The organism is Bradyrhizobium sp. 137, from assembly GCF_023074095.1.
Taxonomy (GTDB): Bacteria; Pseudomonadota; Alphaproteobacteria; order Rhizobiales; family Xanthobacteraceae; genus Bradyrhizobium.
The window spans coordinates 1-26,958 of the sequence record NZ_JADPKU010000015.1 but is presented as its reverse complement, the minus strand read 5'-3'; the positions used below and the strand labels follow the sequence as shown (position 1 = coordinate 26,958).

13 protein-coding genes and 3 pseudogenes are annotated in these 26,958 nt (G+C 58.3%); 11 read left to right on the top strand and 5 right to left on the bottom strand.

Annotated elements, in window-relative coordinates; translation table 11 throughout:
• Window positions 1–135 precede the first annotated feature (135 nt).
• Both IVA78_RS02800 and IVA78_RS02795 read left to right on the top strand, forming a co-directional pair.
• Window positions 136–1,705, top strand: a pseudogene (locus IVA78_RS02800) (peptidase S10).
• 257 nt (window positions 1,706–1,962) lie between these two features.
• Window positions 1,963–2,417, top strand: a pseudogene (locus IVA78_RS02795) (ATP-binding cassette domain-containing protein); the annotation flags it as partial.
• A 402-nt stretch (window positions 2,418–2,819) separates the two neighbouring features.
• On the opposite strand, the gene IVA78_RS02790 reads toward IVA78_RS02795, so the two are convergent.
• The gene (locus tag IVA78_RS02790; RefSeq protein WP_247464130.1) at window positions 2,820–4,214 is read right to left on the bottom strand and encodes an FAD-binding oxidoreductase; all 1,395 of its coding nucleotides are present in this window, start codon (window positions 4,212–4,214) and stop codon (window positions 2,820–2,822) included.
• A 1,627-nt stretch (window positions 4,215–5,841) separates the two neighbouring features.
• On the opposite strand from IVA78_RS02790, the gene IVA78_RS02785 reads away from it, so the two are divergent.
• The 9 genes from IVA78_RS02785 (at window position 5,842) to IVA78_RS02745 (ending at window position 22,443) form a co-directional block, all read left to right on the top strand.
• On the top strand, window positions 5,842–7,719 hold the full coding sequence (locus tag IVA78_RS02785; RefSeq protein ID WP_247464127.1) for an ABC transporter ATP-binding protein: 1,878 nt from the start codon (window positions 5,842–5,844) through the stop codon (window positions 7,717–7,719).
• A gap of 931 nt (window positions 7,720–8,650) precedes the next feature.
• Window positions 8,651–9,511: a MaoC/PaaZ C-terminal domain-containing protein gene (locus tag IVA78_RS02780; RefSeq protein ID WP_247464125.1), complete on the top strand. Its 861-nt coding sequence runs from the start codon at window positions 8,651–8,653 to the stop codon at window positions 9,509–9,511.
• A gap of 1,092 nt (window positions 9,512–10,603) precedes the next feature.
• A complete protein-coding gene (locus tag IVA78_RS02775) occupies window positions 10,604–11,452 on the top strand; it encodes an acyl-CoA thioesterase II (RefSeq protein ID WP_247464275.1) in 849 nt (282 codons plus the stop codon).
• A 470-nt stretch (window positions 11,453–11,922) separates the two neighbouring features.
• A complete protein-coding gene (gene tesB / locus IVA78_RS02770; protein WP_247464272.1) occupies window positions 11,923–12,795 on the top strand; it encodes an acyl-CoA thioesterase II in 873 nt (290 codons plus the stop codon).
• Between the two features lie 859 nt (window positions 12,796–13,654).
• A complete protein-coding gene (locus tag IVA78_RS02765; RefSeq protein WP_247464120.1) occupies window positions 13,655–14,713 on the top strand; it encodes a phosphotransferase family protein in 1,059 nt (352 codons plus the stop codon).
• A gap of 1,442 nt (window positions 14,714–16,155) precedes the next feature.
• Window positions 16,156–17,289 carry a mandelate racemase/muconate lactonizing enzyme family protein gene (locus tag IVA78_RS02760; protein WP_247464118.1) on the top strand — a complete coding sequence of 378 codons (1,134 nt, stop codon included), beginning with the start codon at window positions 16,156–16,158 and terminating at the stop codon, window positions 17,287–17,289.
• A gap of 1,042 nt (window positions 17,290–18,331) precedes the next feature.
• Window positions 18,332–19,519: a pimeloyl-CoA dehydrogenase large subunit gene (gene pimC, locus IVA78_RS02755; RefSeq protein WP_247464114.1), complete on the top strand. Its 1,188-nt coding sequence runs from the start codon at window positions 18,332–18,334 to the stop codon at window positions 19,517–19,519.
• A 65-nt stretch (window positions 19,520–19,584) separates the two neighbouring features.
• Window positions 19,585–20,727, top strand: coding sequence for a pimeloyl-CoA dehydrogenase small subunit (gene pimD / locus IVA78_RS02750; protein WP_247464110.1), 1,143 nt, complete (start codon window positions 19,585–19,587; stop codon window positions 20,725–20,727).
• A gap of 807 nt (window positions 20,728–21,534) precedes the next feature.
• Complete coding sequence (locus IVA78_RS02745; RefSeq protein WP_247464107.1) at window positions 21,535–22,443, top strand: GHMP kinase; 909 nt, start codon at window positions 21,535–21,537, stop codon at window positions 22,441–22,443.
• A 195-nt stretch (window positions 22,444–22,638) separates the two neighbouring features.
• On the opposite strand, the gene IVA78_RS02740 is transcribed toward IVA78_RS02745, so the two are convergent.
• The 4 genes and pseudogenes from IVA78_RS02740 to IVA78_RS02725 all read right to left on the bottom strand — a co-directional run bounded on the left by IVA78_RS02740 (window position 22,639) and on the right by IVA78_RS02725 (window position 25,366).
• Window positions 22,639–22,878, bottom strand: a complete 240-nt coding sequence (locus IVA78_RS02740) for a hypothetical protein (protein WP_247464104.1) — start codon at window positions 22,876–22,878, stop codon at window positions 22,639–22,641.
• Window positions 22,875–24,527: pseudogene (locus tag IVA78_RS02735) on the bottom strand (IS66 family transposase). The gene IVA78_RS02740 and the pseudogene IVA78_RS02735 overlap by 4 nt, the downstream one beginning before the upstream one ends.
• A gap of 69 nt (window positions 24,528–24,596) precedes the next feature.
• On the bottom strand, window positions 24,597–24,944 hold the full coding sequence (tnpB, locus tag IVA78_RS02730; protein WP_247464101.1) for an IS66 family insertion sequence element accessory protein TnpB: 348 nt from the start codon (window positions 24,942–24,944) through the stop codon (window positions 24,597–24,599).
• Window positions 24,941–25,366, bottom strand: coding sequence for a transposase (locus IVA78_RS02725; protein ID WP_247464098.1), 426 nt, complete (start codon window positions 25,364–25,366; stop codon window positions 24,941–24,943). Before IVA78_RS02725 ends, tnpB begins: the two co-directional genes overlap by 4 nt.
• Between the last annotated feature and the right edge of the window lie 1,592 nt (window positions 25,367–26,958).

Genomic DNA, 26,958 nt, shown 5'->3' with positions numbered 1-26,958 from the left:
GAGGTGAATACTACCGGACTTGGTAGGTTTGGTGTTCCTCGATTGTCAGCTAAGTCGTTGGCCTTCTTGGGAGACACGCCTCGTGCGCCCCAAGTGTGGCCGGGACGAAAGTGCTTCCGGGACGGGAGAGACTCGATGCAATTTGATTGGACTGCGCTGCGCCGCGCCTCTCTTGCGCTGGCTCTGTTTGCCTGTGGCGTGATGGGGAGCGCTTGGGCCGACAATCCGCCGTCGCGCCCCGAGGCCACAACGCTGGCCGACCAGAAGGGCAGTCCCGGCGCGCGCGGCGGCCAAACACCTAGCACGCCGTCAGCGGCCGAGCAGCATCGCCTTCCGCCGGACTCCACCACCAGGCAAACGCTCGAGCTGCTCGGGCGGACGCTCGTATTCACGGCGACCGCAGGTTCCATCCGCTTGTTCGACGACAAGGGCGAGCCGCAGGCCGACATCGCATACACCTCCTATCAGCTCGACGGTGGCGACCGCGCCACACGCCCCGTCACGTTCTTCTTCAACGGCGGGCCTGGTGCATCGTCGGCCTGGCTACAGCTCGGCAGTGCCGGTCCTTGGCGGCTGCCGATCAATGCCGACGAGGTCACACCATCGACCTCTCCGGAGGTGAAGCCCAATGCCGAAACCTGGCTCGATTTCACCGATCTCGTCTTTATCGATCCGGTCGGGACCGGCTATAGCCGCTTCGTAGCGACTGGCGCGGATGTCCGCAAGCGGCTCTTTTCCGTGGACGGCGATGTCAACGCGCTCGCCGTCGTGATCCGCCGCTGGCTCGAAAAGCACGATCGCCTGTTGTCGCCAAAATATGTCGCGGGCGAAAGCTACGGTGGTATTCGCGGGCCAAAGGTGGTGCGCCAGTTGCAGAAGCAACAAGGTGTCGGCGTGAAGGGCCTGATCATGATCTCACCGGTGTTCGACTTCCGCGACTTCGGCGGCACGAGTCTTCTTCAATACGTCGCAAAGCTGCCGAGCTATGTCGCAACCGCACGCGAAGCCAAGGGGCCGGTGAAGCGGGCCGATCTCGTCGAGGTCGAAGCTTACGCGCGCGGCGAGTTCTTGACCGACCTGGTCAAGGGCACCGCGGACAAGGAGGCGGCCACGCGGCTGGCCGACAAGGTCGCCACGCTAACGGGAATAGACCAGGCGGTGAGCCGCAGGCTCGCGGGCCGCTTCGATGTCGCCAATTTTCCGCCGCGAGCTCGACCGGAAAAACGGCAAGGTGACCGGGCGCTTCGATGCTTCCGTGCGCGGCCTTGATCCCTATCCGGATTCTAACAGCTCTCGCTTCGGCGATCCCTCAGCGGAGGCGCTTCTGGCGCCACTGACCAGTACCGCCGTCGATCTCCTCACGTGCAAGCTGAACTGGCGGCCGGACGGCTCCTATGAGCTAATCGACGGTGCGGTCGGGCAGGCCTGGGATTTCGGCCGCGGTCCCGCGCAGTCGGTGTCGGAGCTGCGCGAGATCCTCGCAACAGACGCGAAGATGACCATGCTGGTCGGGCACGGCCTGTTCGACCTCGCAACGCCCTATTTCGGCTCGCAGATCGTGCTTGATCAGTTGCCCGCGTTCGCCGCGGCGCCGCGCGTCAAGCTCGCGGTCTATCCGGGCGGCCACATGTTCTACTCGCGTGATACATCGCGCCAAGCCTTTCGCGCCGAGGTCGAAGCGATGATGAAGCCGCGGGCGAATTGAGTCACAAGCAGGCGGCGCTCCGCGCGTAGTATGCCAGCGTTTTCTTGGCACGAGACCAGAACTGAAATCCTGGCGCCAGCTCGCGAATGTTTTTGGAGATGTCCGGCCGCGATCGATCTTGCTCGAGGGCCGGCCGCTTTCTTTGACGGCGTCACCGGGCGCAAATAGCCTACGGGCAGTGGTCCATCGTGCGCCGGGCGTTCTTCATAGCGGATTGTTCTCGGCCAACTGAGCGCCTCCTCATAAAAGCGCGCGCGATCGACCGGGTGGCGGGGCTTGCCAAGGCGTACAAGTTGATCCTGCGCCTGCGCAGGGGCTAGGGCCCGGTCGCCGGTGAGCGCGGCGTCAAGCTATCAGGCGGTGAGCGGCAGCGCATTGCGCTTACGCGCGCCTCTCTAGCAAGGTGCGCCGGTGTTGGTCCTGGACGAGGCGACCTCAAGCCTCAACTCGGAATCAGAAGCTCTCATCCAAGAAAGCGATGGAGCGGCTGATGAAGGGCCGCACCTCGATCCTGATCGCTGTTGACGGTGCGCGTCTCGACCGCATTCTGGTGCTTGATGGCGACATCATCGCCAAGCAGGGCTCCCATGCTGCGCTGGCTAAGCGGCCCGGGCGGAATCTATCGGCCTCCCCGTTTCGGGCAGCCTTTTTTCCGCGCGCCAGGCTGCAGGCAGTCGCGTTGCGCCACCGCCTTCGGCGGCTGAGGCGATGATCATGATCGACCGTGCCCGCCAGCCGCTGCTGGACGGCATCGCGAAACAACAATTGAGAAATTGCAAGCTGTATCCCGTGGCTAGCACGGACGGCATCGCCGGAACTGCCACGAGGGCGACACCGTGCGGTTAGCAGTCTCGAAGCACTGAATAGTTAGGCATTGCCTCCTTAACCAGGCCGAGTTCTATCCTCGCCAAAGGTGACAGCCGAGTTTGAGCTGAATTGGTAATGCGACCAGTTCGAGCGCGTGCCGCATCGACAATCTCCTTATGGATGTCGAGCGAAGCTCGTACCCTGCGAGGACGCAGGGCCATGACAAGGGTCGGCCCTCAACCTGCGGAAACGCCGCACGCACGTTTGGCCCTTCAGGCCGAGCTCTCCGCTCCATCCTCGCATCCTCTTACATCGTGAAAATTCGTCCCGGGTTCAGGATATTGTTAGGATCGAGCGCTCGCTTGAGCGTGCGCATCGTTTCGATTTCTTCCGATGTCCTACTCATATTCAGATACGGCCGCTTAACTATGCCGATGCCATGTTCCGCTGAGATTGATCCGCCGAATTCACCGGTGATCCCATAAGCAAGCCTCTCTAGTTCCTCCCGTCTGTCAGGCGTGTGCTCGTGATGTAGCTCGATATGCAGATTACCATCGCCGACGTGACCGAACACAATCGCGAACGCTCTGGGGTCGATGTCTTTAATACGCCCAACAACTGTCTTGACATACTTATCCATCTGATTGATGGCGATGCTGACGTCGAGGGCAATACGTGCGGCATAAGGAAACGTCCGGGCAAGTTCCAAGCTGCAATCTCGGATCCGCCATATCGCTGCTGCAGATGCATTCGACATCGAGAGCGTCGCGTCAAGGCTCATGTTCGCGCGCATTGCCGTATCGAGCAGCTTTTCGAGATCGGCATGGATACGATGGGCATTGTCACCGGAGGCCTCGATCAAGACATAGAAGGGATAATTGACCGGCAGCGGCCGGATCACGCCGCTCACGCGCTCGAGCGCGAGGCGGTAGTACTCGTTCCACATCACCTCGAATGCCGTCAGTTCTCCGCCCAGATGTTTTCGCGCCATCCCAAAGATCGAGATGACTCGTTCAAAGGAGGACAGGGCGCAAAGCGCCACTTGCCGCTCTATAGGGGCGGGGAAGATGCGCAAAGCGGCCCGCGTCACCACGCCGAGAATTCCTTCGCTGCCGATGAAAAGCTGTTTGAGGTCAATGCCAGTATTGTTCTTGATGTATTTGTGCAAGCCCTGTAGCACCCTGCCATCAGCGGTAACGACTTCGAGGCCGAGGATCAGGTCGCGCATCATGCCGTACCGGATCACGCGATTGCCGCCGGCATTGGTTGAGATGTTGCCACCGATCGTGCAGCTACCGCGCGCGCCGAGATCGAGTGGAAACATGTAGCCTTCCTGCCCGACCTGTTCCTGCACTTTCTGTAGGGGAGCGCCGGCCTGCACCAATGCTGCGCCCGAGGAGGTGTCCACCTCCTGGATCGCATTCATAAGTTCCATTGACAGCACGATCTCACTCGGATTCGGCAGAGCGCCGCGTACCAATCCGGTCATGCCGCCCTGCGTCGTTAGAGGCACTTTTTTACTGTGACAGAGCCGGAGCAAGGCGGAGACATCTTCCGTCGTCCTTGGACGGACGACCGCTCGCGGCTTCGCGACCGGTTTACCAGCCAAATCGTGGTAATAGCGAGAGTCAATGTCCGTGCCAGTTAGCACCGAACTTTTGCGGAGCGCCTTGCACAGTTGGTCGATGAAACTGTCGGTCATGTCCCTCACTCGAGTTAAAAGTCATGGCATGTCCCGATTAGAACGCTACAGCGCTCTTGTTGACGTGCAGGGGAGTTCTCGGCAACCTTCTCGAGTTCATTGAGAGCCACAAGTCGCGTCCGCGCATCATTGTACCGATCTAGCAATATTTACCGGTAACTTCCGACCGAACCCCACTGTTCTCGAAGCTGCGTTGTGTTTCGCAGTAGCAATCGATGTGCCACTCGATGAATCTGATGCGCAGCTCTGCTAGCCAGAAGAAAGAACTTGTACCTCCCAAACGCGAAGCGGCGCCTTGCATTGGGTCAGAACGAAATTCTGGCGCTGGTTGCGTCTGGTGCTGGGATTAGCTCAGCCGTGCTCGAAGGCCGTAAGGTATTCTTTCGGGCCCAGATGACCGCAGATCCTGTTTGGTTTCCGGCAAGTATGACGACTGTCGCGTTCTAAACACTAGCGGTCACCCGGCGGCGTCCGGTTCCCGTCACAAACAACAGCTTAATACGTTTGCATGATGGCTGGCACGGCTGTTGCTATTAAAGACAGCGATAGCGGCGTAAGACGACTGATGCTCTGTTGCAGTTGTTCGAGTCGCGAAGACATTCGAGCTGTCAATTGCATCGTCATGGGCTGCATCCGACTGCCAAAAATGCAGTTCGGCTGCACCTCGTTGCATAGTGCTGGAGCAAGAACGAGGCAATGGCCAGACCGAGCAGATCTGTTGCCGCTGGAATTATCGGGCGCTTTGCGCAGCGCGTCCTATCTGAAAGCAACGCGCGGCTTTACCGACGTGACACAAACTGTTTGCGTGCGCGACATTGTGTGCGCAAGAACAAAGGCAAGACAAATCTATTGCGCGACCTCAAATCGAGCGTTAGCCAGAAATGGCGTCGGAAAGGGCGTAACAGGATCAGACCATTGAGCGGCGGTTGCGCGTGGCTCGACGCTATAAGCCTAAACAGCAATGTCGCACCTGTTTCATCAATGGACGTCTGTGCAAGTCGGTAATGTGCACCTAGTGAAGGTTAGGATGCGATCTGAAGTTCGTTTATGGCGTGCCACAACGATTGCGCTCGTTGCAAGTGGTGCCGCCAATCCAGCGGATCTCGAGCCTGCAGTGAACATGCCGCGGGGGCTGTGGAGCTGGACCGAAGGATTAGATTGCGTGGTCGTCGGCGGCCAGTACGGCGGTAAGTCCTTCAGCGACTACGGTCCGTCAATCGATCGCAACGTCAGCGATACGTCTGGGCTCTTGCAAGATAGCAACATCTGCGACAAAGGAAGCTGCTGTGGCGGCGACATCACCTACCGACGAGCATTGAGGTGGGCGCGCTCACGCGCTTACCGTCTTGAAGGTTGCGCGGGATCGATGTGTAAGCAGCGCCTCGTTCCTCAAATCGGCGAGGGTCTACCTGATCATGTCTTGTTCGACGATCGTGCGCCGACGCCCGCTGTTCTCGCAGGAATTTCGGCAGTGCCGTTGACGGCCGGCGTTCATAGAGGCTGTCGTCCAGCTCTTCCAAAGCATCCAACAACCGGTTGTTGTCAATGACCCCCTGTCGTGTCTTGCGCCTTCGTGCGCCAATTCAGATGGAGTCGGCTTGCGCTGTCAGTGCGGCCGGATCGCGCCATGAATGTTCACGTCGACAAGCTACCCTCCGCAATCTGCGAGGTCATACCGTTCGTGTTCCAGCACTGGCTGAAGCAGCCTGTCCGCCTTACGATCGTTCTCGTCGGCTTCTTAGGTGCACCGATCGCAGACCTACTGATGCCGGTTTACTCGGGCCACCTCGTTGACGCATTAACGTCGGGTCCGCACGATATGGCCGCACGGCATGCGGCGCTGGTTGCATTCGGCGGCATAATCGCCCTTGGCCTCATCTCGCTGATCCTACGGTTTGTAGGTCTGAAGGCGATTGTGCCACTCACGCTGAAGACGATCGCCGATGCAACATGCGAAGCCTTCATGCGGGTGCAGCGCTTCTCGACCGATTGGCACACCAATTCCTTTGCCGGCTCAACCGTTCGCCAGATCACGCGTGGCATGTCTGCGCTCGACCTGCTCAATGCCACCGTCCTGATGGCATTATGGCCGTCGCTAGCCGTGCTCGTAGGCTCGATGATCCTGCTAATCCTGCACTGGCCCGGGCTCGGCGGCGTGATCGCGGTCGGCGCGGCTATTTATGTCGCGATCACAATCGGGATGACGATCGGCTATATTGCGCCAACGGCACGAATATCCAATGCCTGGGATACCAAGGTCGGCGGCACGCTGGCGGACGCGCTCACCTGCAACGCCGTGGTGAAATCATTCGGCGCAGAGACGCGCGAGGATGCGCGTTTCAATGGTGTCATCAACCAATGGCAGGAACGGGTGTCACGCACGTGGCAGCGGGGCAACGCCAGCTATATGGTGCAGCACGTGATGCTCTTGTGCTTCCGCTGTTTGATAATCGGCGGCGCCATTCTGCTGTGGATAGCGGGGCGGGCCTCGGCGGGCGACGCCACCTTTATGCTGACGATCTATTACGTCATTCACGCATATCTGCGTGACGTCGGCATGCACATCAACAATCTGCAGCGTTCTGTGAACGACATGATGGAACTTGTTACTATTAGTCGAGAGCCGATGGGCATCATCGATGTAGCCGGTGCTAAACCGATCGTTATCCGAGGCGGAAGGATTACATTCGAGGACGTGACTTTTCACTACGGGGGTCACCGCGCGCCATTGTACGATGGCCTGTCGATCGACATCCGCGCCGGCGAACGCGTCGGACTTGTCGGCCGTTCCGGTTCGGGCAAGACTACATTTATCAAGTTGGTGCAGCGGCTCTATGACCTCTCCGGCGGCAGGATCCTGATCGACGGCCAAGATATTGCCAAAGCGACACAGCAATCGCTGCGCAGCCAGATCGCGGTTGTGCAGCAGGAGCCGATCCTGTTTCACCGCACGCTGGCTGAGAACATCGCCTACGGCCGGCCCGAGGCCGACATGGCGGCGATCGAGCAGGCGGCGCGGCTCGCCAATGCGCATGACTTCATCCTGCGGCTGCCGAAAGGGTATGGCACGCTGGTCGGAGAGCGCGGTGTAAAGCTGTCGGGCGGTGAGCGGCAGCGGGTCGCGCTCGCGCGGGCGTTCCTAGCGGACGCGCCGGTGTTGATTCTGGACGAGGCCACCTCGAGCCTCGATTCGGAATCGGAGGGGCTGATCCAGCAGGCGATGGAGCGGTTGATGAAGGGACGCACTTCGATCGTGATTGCGCACAGGCTATCGACGGTACGCAACTTCGAGCGCATTCTGGTGTTCGATCGCGGTGAGATCGTGGAGCAGGGCAACCACGGCTCGCTGACTCGGGCGGGCGGCATCTATCGATGGCTGTTCGAGCCGCAGGCCACGGACGATGGGCTCGGCGAGCCCGTTCAACAAGTCGCTAATGGAGTGGCTCGACCTGATCCGGCTCGACATCATGGGGACGTCCGGGAGCGAAGGGGACTTTGTCGATAACATTTGTGAGCATCATCCGCTTCCGTACCCCGTCTGGTCCATGTGCCTTGATTGGCTGGAAGATATGTTTGTCGGCTCAGCTGATTTGCGTCGAGTGGGCGCAACTTCCCGTGTCTGCGAGTTTCCGCGCTCGTCATTCGCGGGCGCTTGCCGCGTCTAAGGTAAGTGCGGTTTACCTCAATCTGGATGATGGAATCCCGGCGGCGATCAAGTTGTCCGATTTGACCTCCAAAATCCAGCTGCATGCCCATGCTAATCCCAATCTAAACAACAAATAGGAAGAACGCCTTTTACAGCGTTCATGGATCATGGTGCTATCGAAGGTAGTGCAATTCGATCAGTCGCCGACTTGGTGCCGCCAAGGAGGAAATGGCAGTTATATAACGTTTGTACTAGGCCACATCTGAAAGCTTTGGACGTCGGCAGCTGAGCTAAATCTGGTTCATGGAATTGGAAAAATGCGCCGAGGGAGCGACAAGGTATGGAGTGTGTAAAGGTTTCGCTGAGCCTTTAAGCTGTGCCCTGGCGGCGCCAAACGATGTCCAATTTCTGACAGGTACAAGCCCCCTCAAGTTTAGAGGGGCAGCGTGATCAGACGCTTAACGCGTTGGACGGTTCTGGCATGGCCGTTGCTAGTGAGGTTCAGCCACACTGAATGGAACGCTAAGTCTCGTAGGGAAGACGAGCGATGATCTTACTCTCTTACATGTGTGTTGCCGGTCCTGAACAAAACGCAGACATAAAGCGCGCAGCTTTGGCAATAGCTTCGCAAAGCAGCATGGTGCCGCGCATGGAAGCGCTGGTTGCCTCCATCAATAAGAGTTGGCTAGGAGGTCGCGCTTGACGAGCACCGAATTTGATGGAGCGTGGACCCCCACTGCCGCTTATAAGCGGGCCTGCCGCTAAGGTAACGAGAACGAGGAGCTGCTCGATGCCGATCGACTATCCCGCCATACTCGACCTCAAGACCGAAGCCGCCCCCTATTCGTGGAGCGATCGGGAGGTGATGCTTTACGCGCTTGGGATTGGCTTGGGCTCCGATCCTCTGAACGAAAAGGAGCTGCAGTTCGTCAACGAGGCATTTGCAACTCCAAAACCGCTAAAGGTTATTCCGACTTTTGCTTCGGTCTGCGTCTGTGGGGCCCGACCCGGGTTCATCGACCTCAACCGCGTCATGGTCCTTGACGGCGAACGCGACATCACGTTTCACAAACCGATTCCCGCCGCAGCCAGCGTTACTGCGGATGCGCGCGTGCGCGGCGTGTACGACAAGGGAAGGGAGAAAGGCGCGATCATTCAGAACGAAGTCGTCGTTAGAGACAGCGCGTGCGACAAGATGGTCACGATCGTTTCTTCGACGTTTGCGAGGGGCGACGGCGGCTTTGGCGGACCATCGGAGGGAATGCCTGAGCCGCATCAAATACCCCGCAGAGCGCCGGACCGATCAATCGATATCCCAACCCAGCCTGACCAAGCGCTGATCTACCGCTTGTCAGGTGATCGAAATCCGTTACACAGCGATCCGGAATTTGCGCGCCGAGCGGGTTTTCCCAAGCCCGTTCTCCACGGCATGTGCACCTATGGACTGACCTGCAGAGCCGTGTTGCAGACCTATGCCGACTACGATCCCTCCGCCTTCCATCGTCATCGCGTCCGCTTTTCTGCCCCGGTGTTCCCGGGTGAGATCATTACTGTTAATCTGTGGCAGGACGGCAGTTCGATTTCGTTCGAGGCTCATGTTCGGGAGCGCCAAGTTACCGTCGTCAAGAACGGGCAGACATTGCTGGGCTGACCTGGTCTAGTTGAAGATACAACCGAATTGGCGCGGCACCGTGCGGCTTTTAGAGACCAGTGCGGCGCGAGTTTTGCCGCAAGCGCAAGGCGGTGTTTAGTGTAGCCAGCCGTTGCTTCGCGCCAATAAACGATCCCGCAAAGGTGCCGAAAGCGTAAAATCCATGGTCTCCCTGAACGAGTCCGGCCGCGCTTGGGAGGCTCGCTAGACCGCGGAAACTGAGATGTGAACGCCTATCTACTTGTCATATCTTACGAGGCGCGTGCTGTTAATGACCTGCTTGAGATCAGTGCTAACGGCGTGAGCGCCGCCAAAAGAAGAGCCGTACCGGCGTTGAGTATGAAAAGTCACCTAGCGAGTAGTTGCAGTTGTGTCCTCGCTGACCGCGCTGCGTAGCCGTTGCGGGTGCGAAGCGGCCGGCACCAGCACTAGCGCGTACGGCTTGGCTCGGATGAGGAGGCGATAGCGCTCCACACATAGGGCCGATGAGCATCAGCTCACTATGGCCAGCTAGAGGCGTTTCATTGCAACGAATCGAATTCGAAGCTCCGTTCCCGAGCTGCCTTGGAGACGCAGGGGGCAAAAGTTGCTTGTGAGATCAGACGCCGTTGTAGGCTTATCCAAGAATCGTAAGAATCCAGCGAACCGAATCGAATACGAAGCGTCACCCGTGCGGCAATTTTGAACGTAGCGCCATCCAAAGCGTTCGGCGCGAGGGCGACGCTTGTTCTTCGCGATCGCTATCTGCTCAGCTGTCAGGTTTAAATCTGTATGTTCGGAGCGCGACGCTAAGGGCGAAGTATTTCGTTGCGCGGCTGGAAGTAGATGGACCTGCGCCTGCTCTATACACAGTGATTTCTGGCATGGCGATTGCTGCCGTGACGTTGAAGCGCGGAAATGTTGGCAGGTCTGGAGTTACAATGAGAAGGTCTCGATTTGGTCAAATCAATACACAGCAGCACTGTCGCGTGGCGTTCACGCTACTTTGCGTTGGCAGCATGCCGTTCCAAAGAACCCGCTGAAACCTCGAAACGTCCTGTATGGCTGCGTGGCATGGCAGGAGATGACGCCGAAGACAACGAAAGCGCATCAATGTCCCAAAGCTTGATCAACCTGCCCGCTATTTTGGACGTGGAACCGATCGAAACGAACCTATTTCGTGGCACTAGTCCGAACATCAACGCGCAACGGGTGTTTGGAGGCCAAGTGATCGGGCAGGCGATGGCCGCGGCATGCCGCACAGTGGAGGGTCGGCTGCCGAATTCGCTGCACAGCTGCTTCATCCGGCCCGGCGACCCGCAGGCGCCCATTATTTACAAGGTCGAACGGCTCCGCGAGGGCAAGAGTTATTCGACGCGCCGCGTCAGCGCAACCCAGCATGGTACCGCAATCTTCTTTATCGTGGTCTCGTTCCATGCCGGGGAGGAGGGCGCCTTTGACCATCAGGACAAGATGCCTTGCGTACCGCTGCCGGAAAGGCTGATGGCAGAGGAAGTGCCTGAGCAGCCGATGTATTGTGAAACGACGGAATTTATCCGCCGTAATTACGCGATAGAGTTGTGCCCGGTCGAGCTCGGCCGTTATGTCGGTCAAAAAATCGACGACGGGCGCGTTCATGTCTGGATCAAGGCGGCGACGAGGCTGCGCGATGATCCAGTGCAGCATATGTGCGCGTTGGCCTATGCCTCCGATTACCCACTGCTCGATGCGGTGACGGCGCGCTATGAGCGCCCATTGTTCGACCAGCGTATGACAATTGCAAGCCTCGACCACGCAATGTGGTTTCACCGCCCGTTTCGAGCAGACGACTGGCTGCTTTTCGCCAAAGAGTCGCCGAGCGCGCAAGGCGGACGCGGTCTCGTGCGCGGCTTGATCTTCGAGCCTAACGGCACATTGGTCGCATCTGTTACCCAGGAAGGTTCGGTGCGCGAGCGTCGCTGAGCTGTCATGTGCGTATAAACGTGATGATCACTTCGAAGATCCAACAGCCGCCGGTTCTCAGCCCGAGAAGCGTCCATCCCTCGTCAATGTGCGTTGTCGTGCTCGGACCCTCGTTCGGTTGAGTCGATGTTGCCAACCCGACAGTAACCGCAAGTATCGTCGCCGGCGCGGGATGAGGATACCGATTTCGCATCTCGAGACCGTCTTGTGGCACGGTGATTGCTGGGCAAGTGAAGGATCGTTGGAAAGGGTGGATGGGGTCGTCCGGGCCCAGGAGTTCAAAGGAAGGCGTCTCGATTCTTGCAAATCGATGTCAATGCACCAGTACAGTTGCAGTTGGCCCGGCTCAGCTGCAAACCACATGGGCCCAAGAATTCCCTTGTGGCCCGAAAGAATGCTCGATTTCGGACTTCGGCTTCATCGCAGGGCTGCCATTCCGGGGAATGATGAAGAAAAGCAAAGGCGCGTCAATGTCTAAAACCTCGATCGACCTGCCCGCCATCTTCGACCTTGACCCAATCGAGGTGAATCTGTTTCGCGGCCACAATCCAAATCCTCGACCTCAACGGGTGTTCGGTGGCCAGGTGATAGGGCAAGCGATGGTCGCGGCATGTCGCACGGTGAAAGACAGGCTGCCGCATTCGCTGCATGGCTATTTCATTCAGACCGGTGACCCACAGGTTCCGATCGTCTACGACGTCCGACGGCTGCGTGATGGCAAAAGCTATTCGACACGCAGCGTCACAGCAATTCAGCATGGTAAGGCAATCTCTTCCGTCGTGGTGTCCTTTCACGCAGGCGAACACAGCGCTTTCGATCACCAAAACAAAATGCCCGCTGTTCCGCCGCCGGAAATGCTCGCCGCAGAAGAACTAGCCAGGTGGTCGAAGTTCACCGACATACCGGAATTCATCCGCCGCTATTATGACCGCGACCGTCCGATTGAATTGCGTCCGGTCGAGATTAGCCGTTATGTCGGTCAGAAGATCGATGACGGCCGCTTTCATATGTGGATGAAGGCCGCAGCAAAGCTGCCCGATGACCCGACGCTTCACATGTGCGCGCTGGCCTACGCCTCAGATTTGGCGCTACTCGATGCGGTCATGGTCCGCTATGGCCGCACTCTGTTCGACGGCCGCATGATTTCGGCGAGCCTCGATCACGCAATTTGGTTCCACCGACCGTTTCGCGCCGACGAGTGGCTACTTTACGCCAAAGAGTCGCCGAGCGCGCAAGGCGGACGCGGCCTCGCGCGCGGCTTGATCTTCAAGCGTGACGGCACGCTGGTAGCGTCCGTCTCTCAGGAGGGCTCGGTGCGCGAACGGCGTTCGGTCTCCGACTGAGCAGAAACATCCTGAGACCGGCAGTCGTGCGCCTCACCCCCGTCAGCAGTATTGCGATCAGACCCCCTTCATCTGCGGGAGCGTCGAAGTTGCGCCATCTGCGCGAAAGGCAATGACCGTCTTATGCTCTCATTGTTTCCGCCAGCTCTTGAGAAGCGATACGCTTTGACTAAACGGAGTCATCATTTGCGTCTTTCTTAGCGCGTGCGAGGCCGGCTCCTGAAACTGGGGCTTCCAGACCCCACGTGAGGCGCACAAACGATCGTAGACTTGGTAGGAGGACCAATTTGGGTGGGCAATCGCACTGGCGGGGTATTGTAAACGAATGAACGATGCCACTAATGACGCGGGGATCATCTGCAGGCTCGAATTAACGAACATTCGTCGAGTGAGGGACGCTGCGACCCTACGGTGTTCGTATCTCACGCAAAACAGGCCTTGCGGCAGCATCGCAGCTCTTTCCCAGGCGAGTCAAAATCGCATTGTCGGCGCAGTGAGAAATGAGATCTGACCCGCGTCGGCTTCAAATGCGCCCGTTCGCATCGCCAAAAGAAGCCACTCTTCGGCGAGCTAAGCGGCCTGAGATCCGCGCAGGAGGTTCGATGACTAGGAATTACTGCTGTATTGGTATCTAAAGGCGAAGCGGCTTGTGAATCATCGAGCAGGCGATTCGGACCTCGGGCGGGTCCAACCGACGATGCGGAATCCGTGCGACCAGGCTCGACACGCGCGATGCGTCTCACGGAGGGCCCCGATGAAGTGCACTGCCGCACAATTGTCAGACTTAAATTTCGGAAGTATCCAGCTGCTCGGGTGCTTAATGAAGCGGAACGCTTCAACAATTTCGAGGAGCGTCACCGTGGCCGAGGGCTTCCGAAAGGACGAGGAGTTTTCGGGGACGAGACCCGTCGAAGAGCGACATCGCATCGACGAGAGCCGTCTCGACCGCTGGATGCGCAAGCATGTCGAAGGCTATACCGGCCCCTTGACCGTCTTACAGTTTAAGGGAGGCCAATCCAATCCCACATACAAACTCGACAGCCGCGGCCGTTCCTTCGTGTTGCGGAGAAAGCCATTCGGCAAGTTGCTGCCGTCGGCGCATGCGATCGACCGCGAGTACCGCGTCATCTCGGCGCTCGGCCAGCAGGGCTTCCCGGTTGCGCATGCGTTTGCGCTCTGTACTGACGATGCCGTCATTGGTGCGGCATTCTACATCATGTCGATGGAGGAAGGACGCGTCTATTGGGATCCGACTTTGCCGAGCCAGCCTGCCGAAATGCGGGCAAACATTTTCTGCAGCAAGGTCGAGACCCTCGCGAGGCTGCACATGTTTGATCCCGATAGCATCGGCCTTGCGGACTTCGGAAGGCCTGGCAATTATTTTGCGCGCCAAATCGATCGCTGGAGCAAGCAGTATCGCGGCTCGGAGACGCAATATGTCCAGGAGGTTGAAAAGCTGATCGAATGGCTGCCGAGCACGATTCCCGAGCAGAAACGTGTCTCCATCGTGCATGGCGACTACCGGCTCGACAACATTATCTTCGATGCAAAGCAGCCGCGCGTGATCGCGGTGCTCGACTGGGAGTTGTCGACGCTCGGCGATCCCATGTCCGATTTTACCTATCTGTTGATGCAATGGATCAGGCCGGGCCTTGCGGACGCCGACCTGAAGACGCTCAATATCCCGAGCATGGACAAGGCCGCGCAAATCTATTGCGACTGCACGGGCAGCGAGCTGCCGGACTTGAACTGGTATTTTGCGTTTAATCTCTTTCGGTTGGTCGGCATGACTCAAGGCATCGCAGCCCGCATCCGAGATGGCACCGCCGCCAACACCAAGGCGATCGAAACTGCCAAGCGCACCGTGCCGCTCGCGAAAGCATCATGGAAGTATGCGCAGAAGGCGGGCGCGAGGTAACGCAAATTGTTGAAACGAGCGCGATCTCAGGAGAGTTCTCAGTGAGCAGTTCCCGGCCTCAAGTTCAATAGAGGCCTTCACCGGTCCGCGGCGCCGGTTCGTTCGAGCCGCCTCACTCCCCTAGAGGCAAGAAGCGCAGCGGTCAGCGGACCGCGAAGAGGTGGCGATCGAATGGCAAGCCTGAGCACCGTCAGGCCGCCTGGCGTCATGCCATTTTGTGCTTCTTCAGATCCATGCTCAGACATCCGTCGGCAGATCTCTTCCCGATCAACAAGCTGTTCACCGCCTGGCCGTTCCTGCGCTCGAGAGACATTCGGTAATTTGCGTGCCGCATTCATTTCCCATCGGCCGCGTCCATAGGGAGTAGCAGGGCTTATAGGGCTCGAACAATCGCAAGTCTTCGATCGTCAGTCATTGAACCTCAGATGGCTCTGATGCGCCGCAGTCCGCGCGAATGTACTCCTCACCTGAGTAGGTAGTGTCCCGATCGCTGTTGACGGTGTACAGCAATACTATCGCCGCTTCCCTATATCGGCCGTCGGTACAGACATGAACAGCCTCGTTGATCCCCTGCACGTCCGGCAATTGTTATATGATTATGCTGCCGCCACAACCGGCTCAATCGCACTGATCACGTCAACAAGAGCGCCCAGCTCTCCAACTTTCAAGCTTGATCGCTTCCCAAGAAACTCACGAAATCGGCTTTGATGGGCCTCGACAAAAATCGACTTCGCGCTTTACAGGCCGTTCGAGCGTATGAGATTTTACGCACCAGCTTTACAGTGAATCTTGCAGAGGGTTTGGCGCTGACCCGCTCCAACATGCCGATCCTCACGACGGTCTATAGGATTATGTCCGGTAATAGCCTTCCAGTGGGATGGGTTAAGCGCGAACAGCATCTATACAGGCATACCCAAAATCGTGGCAAGAGTAGCAGGCGGGGAGCCCTTTTGCCATATTTCGTATTTGGCGTGGTAGCAGCGATGGCTGGACGGATCGTTGCGCAAGACGGATATGGGCATCAATCAAGCCGGAGATGGTCGGCTGAGGCTCTCAAGACGCCCGATATTAACTACCTCGGCGATAATTGTCTCCGCGAACGCCACGCGGCGGCGCATACCAAGTCGGGTGGCCGGAGCTTGCTGCTGTCCGGCGATGCACAGCGAGAGGCAGTGATCTGCTGCTCCCATGCCGTGCCTGGCCGACGACAACCGGACACGCCATGGTAAATACCGGCGATCTTCGTGTACGAACGCCCGGGTATCTTGTTCCGTTTCTAACAGACCTGGATCGATCTCGCTTCAATACACTGAGCGTCGTTTCCTATGTGCGAACATTCTCAAAGTAAAAGCTTAATGTGTTCGAACGTCGCAGCACGGGCGTTACCTGTGTAGGAGCGGCTAAAATAACGGGACGCAGCAGGACTGGAAAGGCGAAAGCTGATGAAGATCACGGGCGTTCGCACCCATATCCTTCAAGCCGCGCTGTCGGAGCCTCTTGCCTCCGCCCGTGGCTGGTATGATACGCGCATAGCGATGCTGGTCGAAATCGAGACCGACCAGGATATTATCGGCTGGGGCGAATGCTACGGGCCGGCAGGGATGACGGCTGCCGTGATCGAGAGCGTCGCGCCATGGCTGATCGGGGAGGATCCGCTGCGCACCGAGTATCTCTGGCAAATGATCTATGCGCGCCTGCGCGATCACGGCCAGAAGGGCGTCGTGATAGAAGGCTTGAGCGGTATCGATATCGCGCTCTGGGACATCAAGGGCAAGCATTTCGGCGTTCCCGTGCATCAGCTGCTCGGCGGTGCGCAGCGGACTCACATCGTCGCCTACGCAACTGGCCTCCATAGACGCAAAGTTGGAGACCCGATCCGGGATCTAGCCGAGGAGGCAGCGGGCTATGTCGTTGAGGGATTCGCAGCGATGAAGCTCAAGGTCGGCTTCGGTGTGGAGGAGGATGCGCTCGCGACGCGCGTCGTGCGCGAGGCGATCGGGCCGACTGTGTCGCTGATGGTGGACGCGAACCACGCCTTTGACAGCGTCGCAGCGATCCGTCTGGGCCGCATGATCGAGAAACACGATATTGGCTGGTTTGAGGAACCAGTACCGCCAGAGGATCTTGCCGGGTATAGAGCGGTAAAGGCCGCAATTTCGATACCGATTGCGGGCGGAGAATGCGAGTTCACTCGCTTCGGGTTCCGCAACATGTTCGTCTCGCACGCGCTGGATATCGCCCAGCCCGACATTTGCGCGGCGGGTGGGTTGTCGGAATGCAAGAAGATCGCTGACATGGCAGAAGCCTTCGGTGTCCGTTATAATCCGCATGTTTGGGGCACCGCGATCGCGATTGCGGCATCGCTACATTTACTTGCCGTTCTCCCGCCGCACACACGATCCTCGCCCATACCCCTAGGGCCGCTGCTGGAGTTGGACCGAACCGAAAACCCGCTCCGGCAGGCGATTGTCACCGAGCCCATCGAGCACACTCGCGGCATCGTCCCCGTACCTAACGCGCCGGGGTTGGGGATCGAGATCGATCGCAAGGCGCTAGTCCGATTTGCTAGGCGGTGATGCATCAGCTGCCGTGCGCGACCGCAACATTGCTGACTGGCAGGCGCTTGGGCTAGGTCGCTCAAGCCTCGCGAGCCCAGCCACACGTCTGGTGATCCGGACAGACAGCGAGCGATGCTCCTGTCCCTCGCTCGCGTTCATAGTCTGCCTGGTCTTCGATCAGCATTCGTCAAGCGCAAGTTCGAAGAACCGTTGGGCTGAATAATAATGTCGGTGGTCTGCTTAGGACCGGCTGTTGCGGAGGGGGTCTCGTCGAACGAGCTGGTAGATCGACGAGGGCAGCATGAAGTCCTGCGCGCGGGTTGTCAGCCGTTCTGGACCCTTGTCGCCGGGGAGCTATCATGCGGAGAGCACCTCAATTTTACGTTTGGCAGCATTGTCGCAGACCTGAGACATCTGCATCCGTTCGTTCTCAGGACTACCGGGCTCGAACGAACGCTAGCTCCAGATCTGCTCGCATTGAGCTGGAGATAAGGAACGCGAGCAAATCGATCGGCCACCCGCGCGACAATCAAGCAGCCGTCGACCTTCAATTGTCGTGCGAATTCCGACAGCGAAGGATGTCTGTTCCGTCAAAGCCCTGGTGATCTACGAACGACTCGTTTTCGTCGAATCAGAAAGTCGAAGCGTTCGAGCGTGGTTGGCACGGCCGTTGCTACAGAGAGGCTACAACACTGTCAAAGAGGCGGCTGAATACATTTTGGAAGGCAGGATGGGTGCTGCGCTCGCTCTCGCAAACCGGGGTGCTCGTTTCTGAAGGAGACAGAGGCGGGAATAGCAGCACAATCGTTGACGTCGATCGAGAGGAATAAAATTCCTTAGGTGCAAATCACAGTTTTGCGGCAAAACGCTAACGAGAAGTTGAGCTCGGACATGGGTCCATCATCTTACGGCTTCGCAGGAGCCAGTAAAAGGAGATGCTCTCGCCACGCAAGAATACGCTTCGCGTTCAGTTCACCTAACGTCGAGGCCTCGCCCAATTGGCATGAATGGACAGGCTTTCCCAGCCCACCCCGCCTTGATCCGCTTGCAGGAGAATCCGATGGATCTTGTATTCACCGAGGAAGAACAAGCGTTCCGAGAGGAAGTGCGCCAGTTTCTGCGCGATAATCTATCTCCGCAAATGCGGCACAAGATGGTCGAAGGCCGCCATGTGTCCAAGGAGGAAATGGTCACTTGGTGGCGTATCCTCAACAAAAAAGGGTGGAACGTCAGCTCCTGGCCGAAGGAATATGGTGGCACAGGCTGGAGCTCGGTCCAGCACTATATCTTCAGGGAGGAGCTGCAGATGTATCCGGCGCCGACGCCCCTCGCCTTTGGCGTCGGCATGGTTGGCCCGGTCATATACACCTTCGGCAACGAGGCGCAGAAAAAATATTATCTACCGCGCATCGCAAACGTAGATGACTGGTGGTGCCAGGGCTTTTCGGAGCCCGGCGCCGGCTCGGATCTTGCTTCGCTCACGACGAAGGCCGAACGTAGGGGCGACAAGTGGATCATCAATGGACAGAAGACTTGGACCACATACGCGCAGCACGCCAACATGATCTTCTGCCTCTGCCGCACCGATCCCAGCGCCAAGAAGCAGATGGGCATTTCCTTCATCGTCTTCCCCCTGGATTCGAAGGGCGTGACGGTGCGCCCGATTCAGACCATCGACGGTGGCTATGAGATCAACGAGGTTTTCTTCGACGACGTCAAGGTCCCCTGCGAAAACCTGATCGGCGAGGAAAACAAGGGCTGGGACTATGCAAAGTTCCTGCTCGGCAACGAGCGTACAGGTATTGCACGGGTTGGTGTTTCCAAGGAGCGCATCCGGAACATCAAGGAGGTGGCCTCCAGCGTCGAAAGTGACGGCCGTCCCATGATCGATAATCGAGCGTTTCGGGAGAAACTCGCCATGTCCGAGATCGAGCTGAAGGCATTGGAGCTCACGCAACTGCGCATTGTCGCCGCCGAAGGAAAGCACGGCAAGGGCAAGCCAAATCCTGCGTCTTCCATGCTTAAGATTAAGGGCTCACAAATCCAGCAGACCGCAACGGAACTCTTGATGGAGATGATCGGGCCATTCGCTTCGCCCTATAATGAACATCCCGATTCCTCGCACGAAGCGATGGAGTGGACCGCGCAGATCGCACCGAGCTACTTCAACAACCGCAAGGTCTCGATCTACGGCGGCTCCGACGAAATTCAGCGGAACATCATTGCCAAGGCGGTGCTGGGACTCTAACCCTTCTTGCACCCGCAATGGGGACCTGCTGGAGGCCCATTTCCGTCGCCAGGAGAAGCTGAGACATGGACTTCAATTTGTCCGAGGAGCAGCGGCTCCTTAAGGAAAGCGTCGATGGGCTCTTGACCGATGTCTACGCTTTTGAGCAGCGCAAGAAATATCTGAAGGAGAAGGGCGGCTGGAGCAGAGTGATCTGGAGCCGCCTAGCAGAGCAGGGCCTGCTTGGGCTTCCGTTCGTCGAAGCCGATGGGGGGGTTGGTGGCGGCGGCGTGGAGACCATGATCGTGATGGAAGCGTTCGGCCGAGCGCTGGTCGTCGAGCCTTATCTCACCACCGTTGTGATCGGCGGCGGCTTCCTGCGCCGTGGCGGTTCGGATGCGCAGAAGATAGCTCATCTGCCTGGGATCATCGACGGCAGTAAGACCTTCGGCTTCGCGCAGCTCGAAAGGAACTCTCGCTATGATTTGAACGATGTGACGACCTCGGCTAAGAAGAGCGGCGATCGGTGGGTCATTGACGGCGAAAAATTTGTCGTGCTCAACGGCGAGAACGCCGACACCTTGATCGTCACCGTCCGCACCAAAGGCGCTCAACGCGATCGAGATGGCATCGCGGTGCTTCTGGTGCCCGGCGACGCGAATGGGATCGCCAAAAAGAGCTACCCGACCCAAGATGGGCTGCGTGCCGCCGACATCAGCTTCACGAGGGTCGAGGTGGGCAGCGCAGCTGCGATCGGCGACCCCGAGAACGCGTTGCCGTTGATCGAGCGGGTGGTTGACGACGCCCGCACCGCGCTTTGCGCGGAAGCCGTGGGCCTAATGGACGAATCGCTGAAGATCACAGTCGAGTATATGAAGACGCGAAAGCAGTTCGGAGTGCCAATCTGCTGGTTTCAGAGTCTGCAGCACCGCGCCGCCGACATGTTTGTGGCGCTCGAACAGGCGAACTCGATGTCGATGCACGCCACCATGGCTGCGGATATCGATAGTGCTGATGAGCGTGCAAAAGCTGTCGCTGCGGCTAAGGTGCAGATCGGAAGGAGCGCAAAATTCATCGGCCAGCAATCGATCCAGCTTCACGGTGGAATTGGCATGACGATGGCCGCTAAGATCGGCCACTATTTTAAGCGGCTGACCATGATCGAGAACACGTTTGGCGATTCCGACTATCACCTTCGTCGCGTGAGTGAGATGGGCGCGTTGGTGTGATTGCTCCCTTCGCGAGCTAGACGACGAAACCACACAGAGTTGTGGGAGCGGACTTCGAAAAGCCAGGAGGGCCATTTACTGCTAAAGGGTGCCAAAGGCGGGAGAGTCGGGACCGCGATCCACCAGTGAGTTAGTGTGAAGTCTGCGACCTCTTCGCCATTGTTTGCTCAATCGACCGAGGCATTGGGCGACTTTTTGGCGCAGCATGGCGGAAGTCGACGAAGCGTTGCGATGCCTAGGCGCCGGCTCGCGAACCGTCTTTTTGCGTCGAGCGGTGTAGAAGTCTTCGTCCTCATCGCCAAATTAACGGAGACATTTGGACAGCGCGTCGCCGAGGCTCAGTTTCGGATCGGGTGGTTTGACAATTAGTCAGCAGATTTGCGAGCGTGCGCGCGGAGCGGCCGGAGCCGATCTTGTGGATCACGCTCGCGGCCATTCCCGTCGACGGATTGATGGGTTTACCTGCTGATCTATGGGCAGCTTGGTTCGCCGTGCAGCTGTCCCGCAGGTCTTGCGTTAACGCTGCTACCCGGTGGACCGCGCCGCCCATGAAGACCAAAATACGCGATGTTCGGAAACGAACTCGCTGCTTCGGTTTGTCGTCTTCTCTTCAACGAGCGCGCGTCACTCCTTGCTGGCCCACTTAAGTTCCTGAACATTACGCAGAATGAGGCTCCATCGCGCAACTGGCATGATTTTTGAGAATCCCTCTGCGCAGGCAGGCGAATTGTCAGTTCACGCTTGAGAATTGGACAAGTTCATTGATCACCAGCGTCTCGAGCTCCGCTTAACCGAGAGGGGTTGGCCATGTACGGAACAGAGGGAAATGGCGAGGCCACCGGACACCACGGCGAGCTTCTGCAGGGTGTTTTCGAGGACAAGGATGGACACTTACATCGGGGATTGGTCTCACTCCCTTGCCGTCAGCTGAAGTCAAAGGCAAGGTTCAGGGCGAACAATGCAGAGAAGATTTGTGCCACTCCGCACTATTGCCAGAAGGCAGCACGCGCCGCAGAGCTGGCACTCCAAAGATTTGCTCGGATCAGAACCGGCGGACATCTGGCGATTGAAAGCAATATTCCCGTAGGACGTGGCATGGGCTCATCCACTGCAGATGTCTTGGCCAGCATCTTGGCGGTTCTTGATTACTTAGATGTTCAGCCATCCCCTGACAGCATAATGCAAGTTGCTGTGAATGCCGAGACAGCGTGCGATTCTACATTGTTTTCGCAGCAAGCTGTACTCTTCGCACATCGCGAAGGGATCGTTATCGAGGCGTTCAGAAACTCACTTCCACCGATAGACTACATCAGCATCGATACAACTCCCGACCAGACAGTTGATACACTCGCATTCGAGCCTGCTCAGTATAGTTCCGCCGAGATCGAAACGTTTCGGCCGCTCCGGGGTCTCCTTCGTCGAGGGATTAGCACCTCCGATGTTGGCTTGCTTGGCCGGGTTTCTACGGCGAGCGCTCGGATCAACGAGAAGTTCCTTAAGAAGCCACGTCTGCACGATATCGAAGCAATCGGCGTTCGTTATGGTGCAGTCGGTATTCAGGTTGCCCACAGCGGGACAGTCGCTGGTCTGATGTTCGATCCGACGAGCAGAAAGACGGCCGCAAACATGGAGCGAGCAACACATGATCTGAGGAGCGAGGGTTTCGAGCCATCGATCGTCTCACATGAAAGCGAGCTGGGGAGAACGAATGTTTAACCGAAGTGCGATGCGGAAGCTCGAGGAGTTTGAACTCCCTCGTATCGTTAAGCTGAGTGACGGTTTATTTGGTGCAAGCTTTTTTCTTATGAAGCTGCTCCCCGCGCGTTTCATGCTGGAGCGGGCCGTTGAGCACGGATTATTGAAATGAGGAGGGACTATCTGCGAGGTATCCATTCGGCGTAGGCCGCAGGATCACCGCTTCAGCAGTCCAGGGTTTTCCTTGTAGGACTTAATAAGCTCGATCAGGTTGTCGATGCCGAAGTCGGTGAACGCCTGAACGCCGTCTTCTCCGACGCCATAGACCCAGATGAAGCCATCCTCGATCTCCATCTCGTTGGCGATGTCCCACAGCCAATCTTCGTCTTCGCCGAGGTCTTTGGCGACCTTGGTGATGGTGGTGACGTGATGGACCTTGTTGACGTGGGTGGTCATGCCGCCGCTCGAGCGGAGAGCGCAGATGCTGGCGTCCAATTCCAAGGCAGAAGTTCGTCCAGCCGATGAGCCGGATGAGCGGCGATGCGGGCGAGGACATTCGTGAGCCACGCCTGCGGATCGATGCCGTTCATTTTGGCTGTGACGATCAGGCTGTACATAGCTGCGGCGCGCCGCCCGCCGCGATCAGACCCGCAGAACAGCTAGGATTTTCGCCCAAGTGCGATGCCTCGCAGGCCCCTTTCGGCGGCATTGTTGGAGAGGCACACGCGGCCGTCCTCGAGGAATAGGGTGAAGCTCGCCCAGCGCTTCAGGATATAGTTGAACGCCTTAGCCAGGCCGTGCCCCCGAGACAGCTTGGCAAGCTGCTCCCGCATATAGACCTGGAGATCCTCGACCAGAGGCCGGCTCAGCGTCTGCCGCACCTGAAGGCGCTCCTCGGCACTCTTGCCGTTGATGGACCGTTCGATCTCGAACAGCGCATCGATCCGCCGCACGACCTCGATCGCGATCGGCGAGAGCGGGATTTCCTTTTTGCCGGTGGCCTTGCGCCGGGCATTCTCTTCGATGTCGGCCATCGCGAAGAACGGGCGCCGTCTATGCGACCAGCAGGCAGCCTCCCGGATTGGCCCGGGCTGGCGTCCCGCCAGATAGAGCTGGTTGTACCCGTCATAGGCGTCGGCCTGCAGGATGCCGGCATACCGGGCCAGATGCGCTTGGGGATGCTCGCCCTTGCGGTCGCGGGAGTAGTAGAACATCGCCGCCGGCGGGTCCGTGCCCCCAAATGGCCGATCGTCGCGGACGTAGATCCAGCACCGTCCGGTGTCGGTCTTGCCCTTGGCCAGGACCGGTAGCGTCGTATCGTCAGCATGAAGGCGCTCGGCCGCCATGACGTGGGCTTCCACCAAGCGCAGCAGAGGATCCAGCGAGGCACAGACCGCCCCAACGGCATCTGCCATGGTCGACAGTGCGATCGGCACGCCTTCCAGAGCGTAGCGCTCCGCCTGGCGGTTGAGCGGCTGATGCTGGCCGAACTTCTCAAACATAATCATGGCCAAGAGGCTCGGACCAGCCCACCCGCGAGCGATGGCATGGAACGGCGCTGGCGCCTGGCTGATCTTCTCGCAGTCGCGGCAGGAGAACTTCTCGCGGACCGTCTCGATCACCTTCCACTGGCGCGGCACCACTTCCAGCGTGCGGGTCACGTCCTCGCCGAGCTTGCGAAGACGATTGCTGCCGCAGCATTCACAAGCCGTAGGCCCATCGATTACCACCCGTTCCCGTGGGAGGTGCTCGGGGAAGGTCTGGCGCTCGGCGCGCTTGCGCGTAAATCCGCGCACCGTGGTCGACTTGGCCACGGCCCATTCCGCCGCCAGCTCGTCCTCGGTGGCGTCAGCTTCCAGCTCTTCGAACGTCAGCGCCAACTGCTCGATCAGCCGCGCCGAGCGCTCCGACCGTTGCCCATAGATCTGATGTTTTAGCTTGGCGATTTGCAGCTTCTGCTGCGCGATCAACGCCTCGTCTTCCGACGCTTTCGCGCGGGCGACCGCGAGCTCGCCGGCGATCTCCAAACCCTTCGCGCGCTCGACTGCCAGCGCCTTCTTCAGGGCGGCAACCTCATCCGGAACAGCGTCGCGATCAGCATGCATGCGACGCAGTGAATCACAGATTGGACGCGATGGGACTCCCCAAAATGCAAGAAGCTACAGATTCGGCGCTCAGCCCGCGCTTTGTGGCCGCCAGCTCAGTTGCGGATTCCGCCAGTCGATGCCTTCGAGCATGTAAGCCATCTGGGCCGCCGAGATCGACACCGCACCGTCCGACGCCGAGGGCCAGATGAACTTGCCACGGTCCAGGCGCTTGGCATAGAGCGACATGCCCAACCCGTCATGCCAAAGAATCTTCACCAGATCACCGCGGCGGCCCCGGAAGATGTAGAGATCGCCGGCATAAGGATCGCGCTTCAGACTCTCCTGGACCGCAAGCGCCAGGCTTTGCATGCCGCGACGCATATCGGTGTGGCCAGTGGCGATCCAGACCCTGACGCCGCTCGGGATCGGGATCATCGTCGTCTCAAAATTTCAAGAACCCGCTGCAGCGCCTCGGTGTCTACGTCCCGGTCAACGCGCACGCGACAGCCGCCGCCAAGGTCGATCTCGATAATGCCGGCCCTTACACGTTGCGCAGGCGATGAAGACACCGGTTGTGGCGCGTCACTCGAGATCGGAGCCGCCGCAGGCGTGATCTCAACCGGAACAAGCGCCGGCGCGGCATCCCCGCTCAACTTGCCGTCGCGCGCCAACCGGCGCCACGTGAACAATTGGCTTGTCGACAGCCCGTTGCGTCGCGCCGTCACCGACACCAGACGTGGCCCGCCATAGCTCTCGGTGACGATCCGCTGCTTTTCTTCCAATGTCCAACGGCGTCGAGCGCCCGTCGAGACGACTTCAAGTCGGGAAACCTTCGGCATAGGCATATGGTCAGTCATACGCCTAAGTCTTCACCCTCCATCAAACCGCGCAAGGCGGTCCTCGCCGGAGCGATACTCTGCGAGTCGTCTTCCGGCACTTTTGGACTCGCTTTGGCTATGCTCGCCGTACAGTATGGCTATAGACTTGTATTGGTGAGCGATTGGTCTCTTGATCGCCATCTTCGGAAGCGCCTGATAGAGCTTGGCACACATGTTGAGATTGCATCAGCCAGCGGCCGGCCGTGGGCTTCAGCAAACACGGTTGGACAGGCTAGCTGAATATCTAAAGGAAATACCGAATAGCTTTTGGCCCGCGCAATACTCGAACAAAGATAATCCGCTAGCCTACGGGAAGTTCGCGGAAATGCTGGTCGAAAGGGTGGGAAGGATTGACTGTCTAATTGGTCCAGTTGGATCAGGCGGATCCATGTGCGGCACGACCAAATTTCTGAGAGTTGTTTTCCCCGAGCTGCACGCAGTTGGTGTTGATACTCCAAATTCAATATTGTTTGGGCAACCTGCCGGCAACACGACAGTGAGCGGACTAGGCGGCGGAATCATACCTCGTAATGTCGACCACAGACAGTTCGACGAAATTCACTGGCTAACAACCGCCGAAATGTTCCGGTCAACTCACCGACTGCACCAGGCCCATGGGCTATTCATGGGGCCTACCAGCGGTGCAGCATATAAGGTCGCCAGTTGGTGGTCACGCACAAATCCAGGCAAAAATGTAGTCGCGATCTTTCCCGACGAGGGGCATCGGTACGTCGAAACGGTTTATGACGAAAACTGGCTCTCATCAGTCCCTGGATGGTCTACGTCGATCGTTGAGGAGCCGATGGTCATCGAAACGCCTGGCATGGAGTTGAAGGGGTGGTCAACGTACCGCTGGTGCAGGCGAACGCTAGCGGAGGTAGTCTCTGGCTTCACAGATCGGTCATGCGGCTCCAACTCGGCGAGAGAATGCGCGGCAGCCTCCTGTTCTGACGAACGTCGTGGGGCAACCCTAAAAGTGCTGACTCATTTTGACACCACGATGGTGGCCCATTTGGAACTTGAGCCCGAGCAAGAAGAGTTCGTAGACCCGCCGGCAGTGGTGTTTGAGAAATTGCGAAATAGCTCAAGCCCTCTAAAGCACGCAGTTTTGATGGCCGTAGGGGAGGAAGTCGTTGGCCTATTCGTTCTGTGCGAAAAAGCTGCGCTGCCAGCGTGGGCCCCGTCAAGCGCTATTACTTTGCACAATTTTCGCATAGGCCGTTCGTATCAAGGCAAAGGATACGGGAAGCTAGCGATCAGACTGGCCGCTCAATGGATTCTGAAAAACCGCTCTTGCATCAACCGTCTCATGGTCGCAGTCAACGTTCGCAATGTAGCAGCTAGACAGTTATGTGTGAGCTCGGGCTTTCTAGGTACAGATGTTGTCAGTTGCGGTCCAGTCGGCATTCATAATGTTCTGAGTATACAATTAGTCGTCCGTGAAGAACCCTGAATTCAGGCTGGATTGATTCGGGGTCGGGCGAAGAGGATGGCCAGGATTTGCCACAACGAGAGCCTGAGCCAGCAGATCAGGCGGCGGAAGTTGTAGCCGACGGCGGCGAGGACGGCGT

Coding starts and splice junctions, on each gene's coding strand:
- IVA78_RS02790 (WP_247464130.1), bottom strand. CDS start 4,214: ATGACCGACAGTTTCATCGACCAACTGTGCAAGGCGCTCCGCAAAAGT.
- IVA78_RS02785 (WP_247464127.1), top strand. CDS start 5,842: ATGAATGTTCACGTCGACAAGCTACCCTCCGCAATCTGCGAGGTCATA.
- IVA78_RS02780 (WP_247464125.1), top strand. CDS start 8,651: ATGCCGATCGACTATCCCGCCATACTCGACCTCAAGACCGAAGCCGCC.
- IVA78_RS02775 (WP_247464275.1), top strand. CDS start 10,604: ATGTCCCAAAGCTTGATCAACCTGCCCGCTATTTTGGACGTGGAACCG.
- tesB (WP_247464272.1), top strand. CDS start 11,923: ATGTCTAAAACCTCGATCGACCTGCCCGCCATCTTCGACCTTGACCCA.
- IVA78_RS02760 (WP_247464118.1), top strand. CDS start 16,156: ATGAAGATCACGGGCGTTCGCACCCATATCCTTCAAGCCGCGCTGTCG.
- pimC (WP_247464114.1), top strand. CDS start 18,332: ATGGATCTTGTATTCACCGAGGAAGAACAAGCGTTCCGAGAGGAAGTG.
- pimD (WP_247464110.1), top strand. CDS start 19,585: ATGGACTTCAATTTGTCCGAGGAGCAGCGGCTCCTTAAGGAAAGCGTC.
- IVA78_RS02745 (WP_247464107.1), top strand. CDS start 21,535: ATGTACGGAACAGAGGGAAATGGCGAGGCCACCGGACACCACGGCGAG.
- IVA78_RS02740 (WP_247464104.1), bottom strand. CDS start 22,878: ATGACCACCCACGTCAACAAGGTCCATCACGTCACCACCATCACCAAG.
- tnpB (WP_247464101.1), bottom strand. CDS start 24,944: ATGATCCCGATCCCGAGCGGCGTCAGGGTCTGGATCGCCACTGGCCAC.
- IVA78_RS02725 (WP_247464098.1), bottom strand. CDS start 25,366: ATGACTGACCATATGCCTATGCCGAAGGTTTCCCGACTTGAAGTCGTC.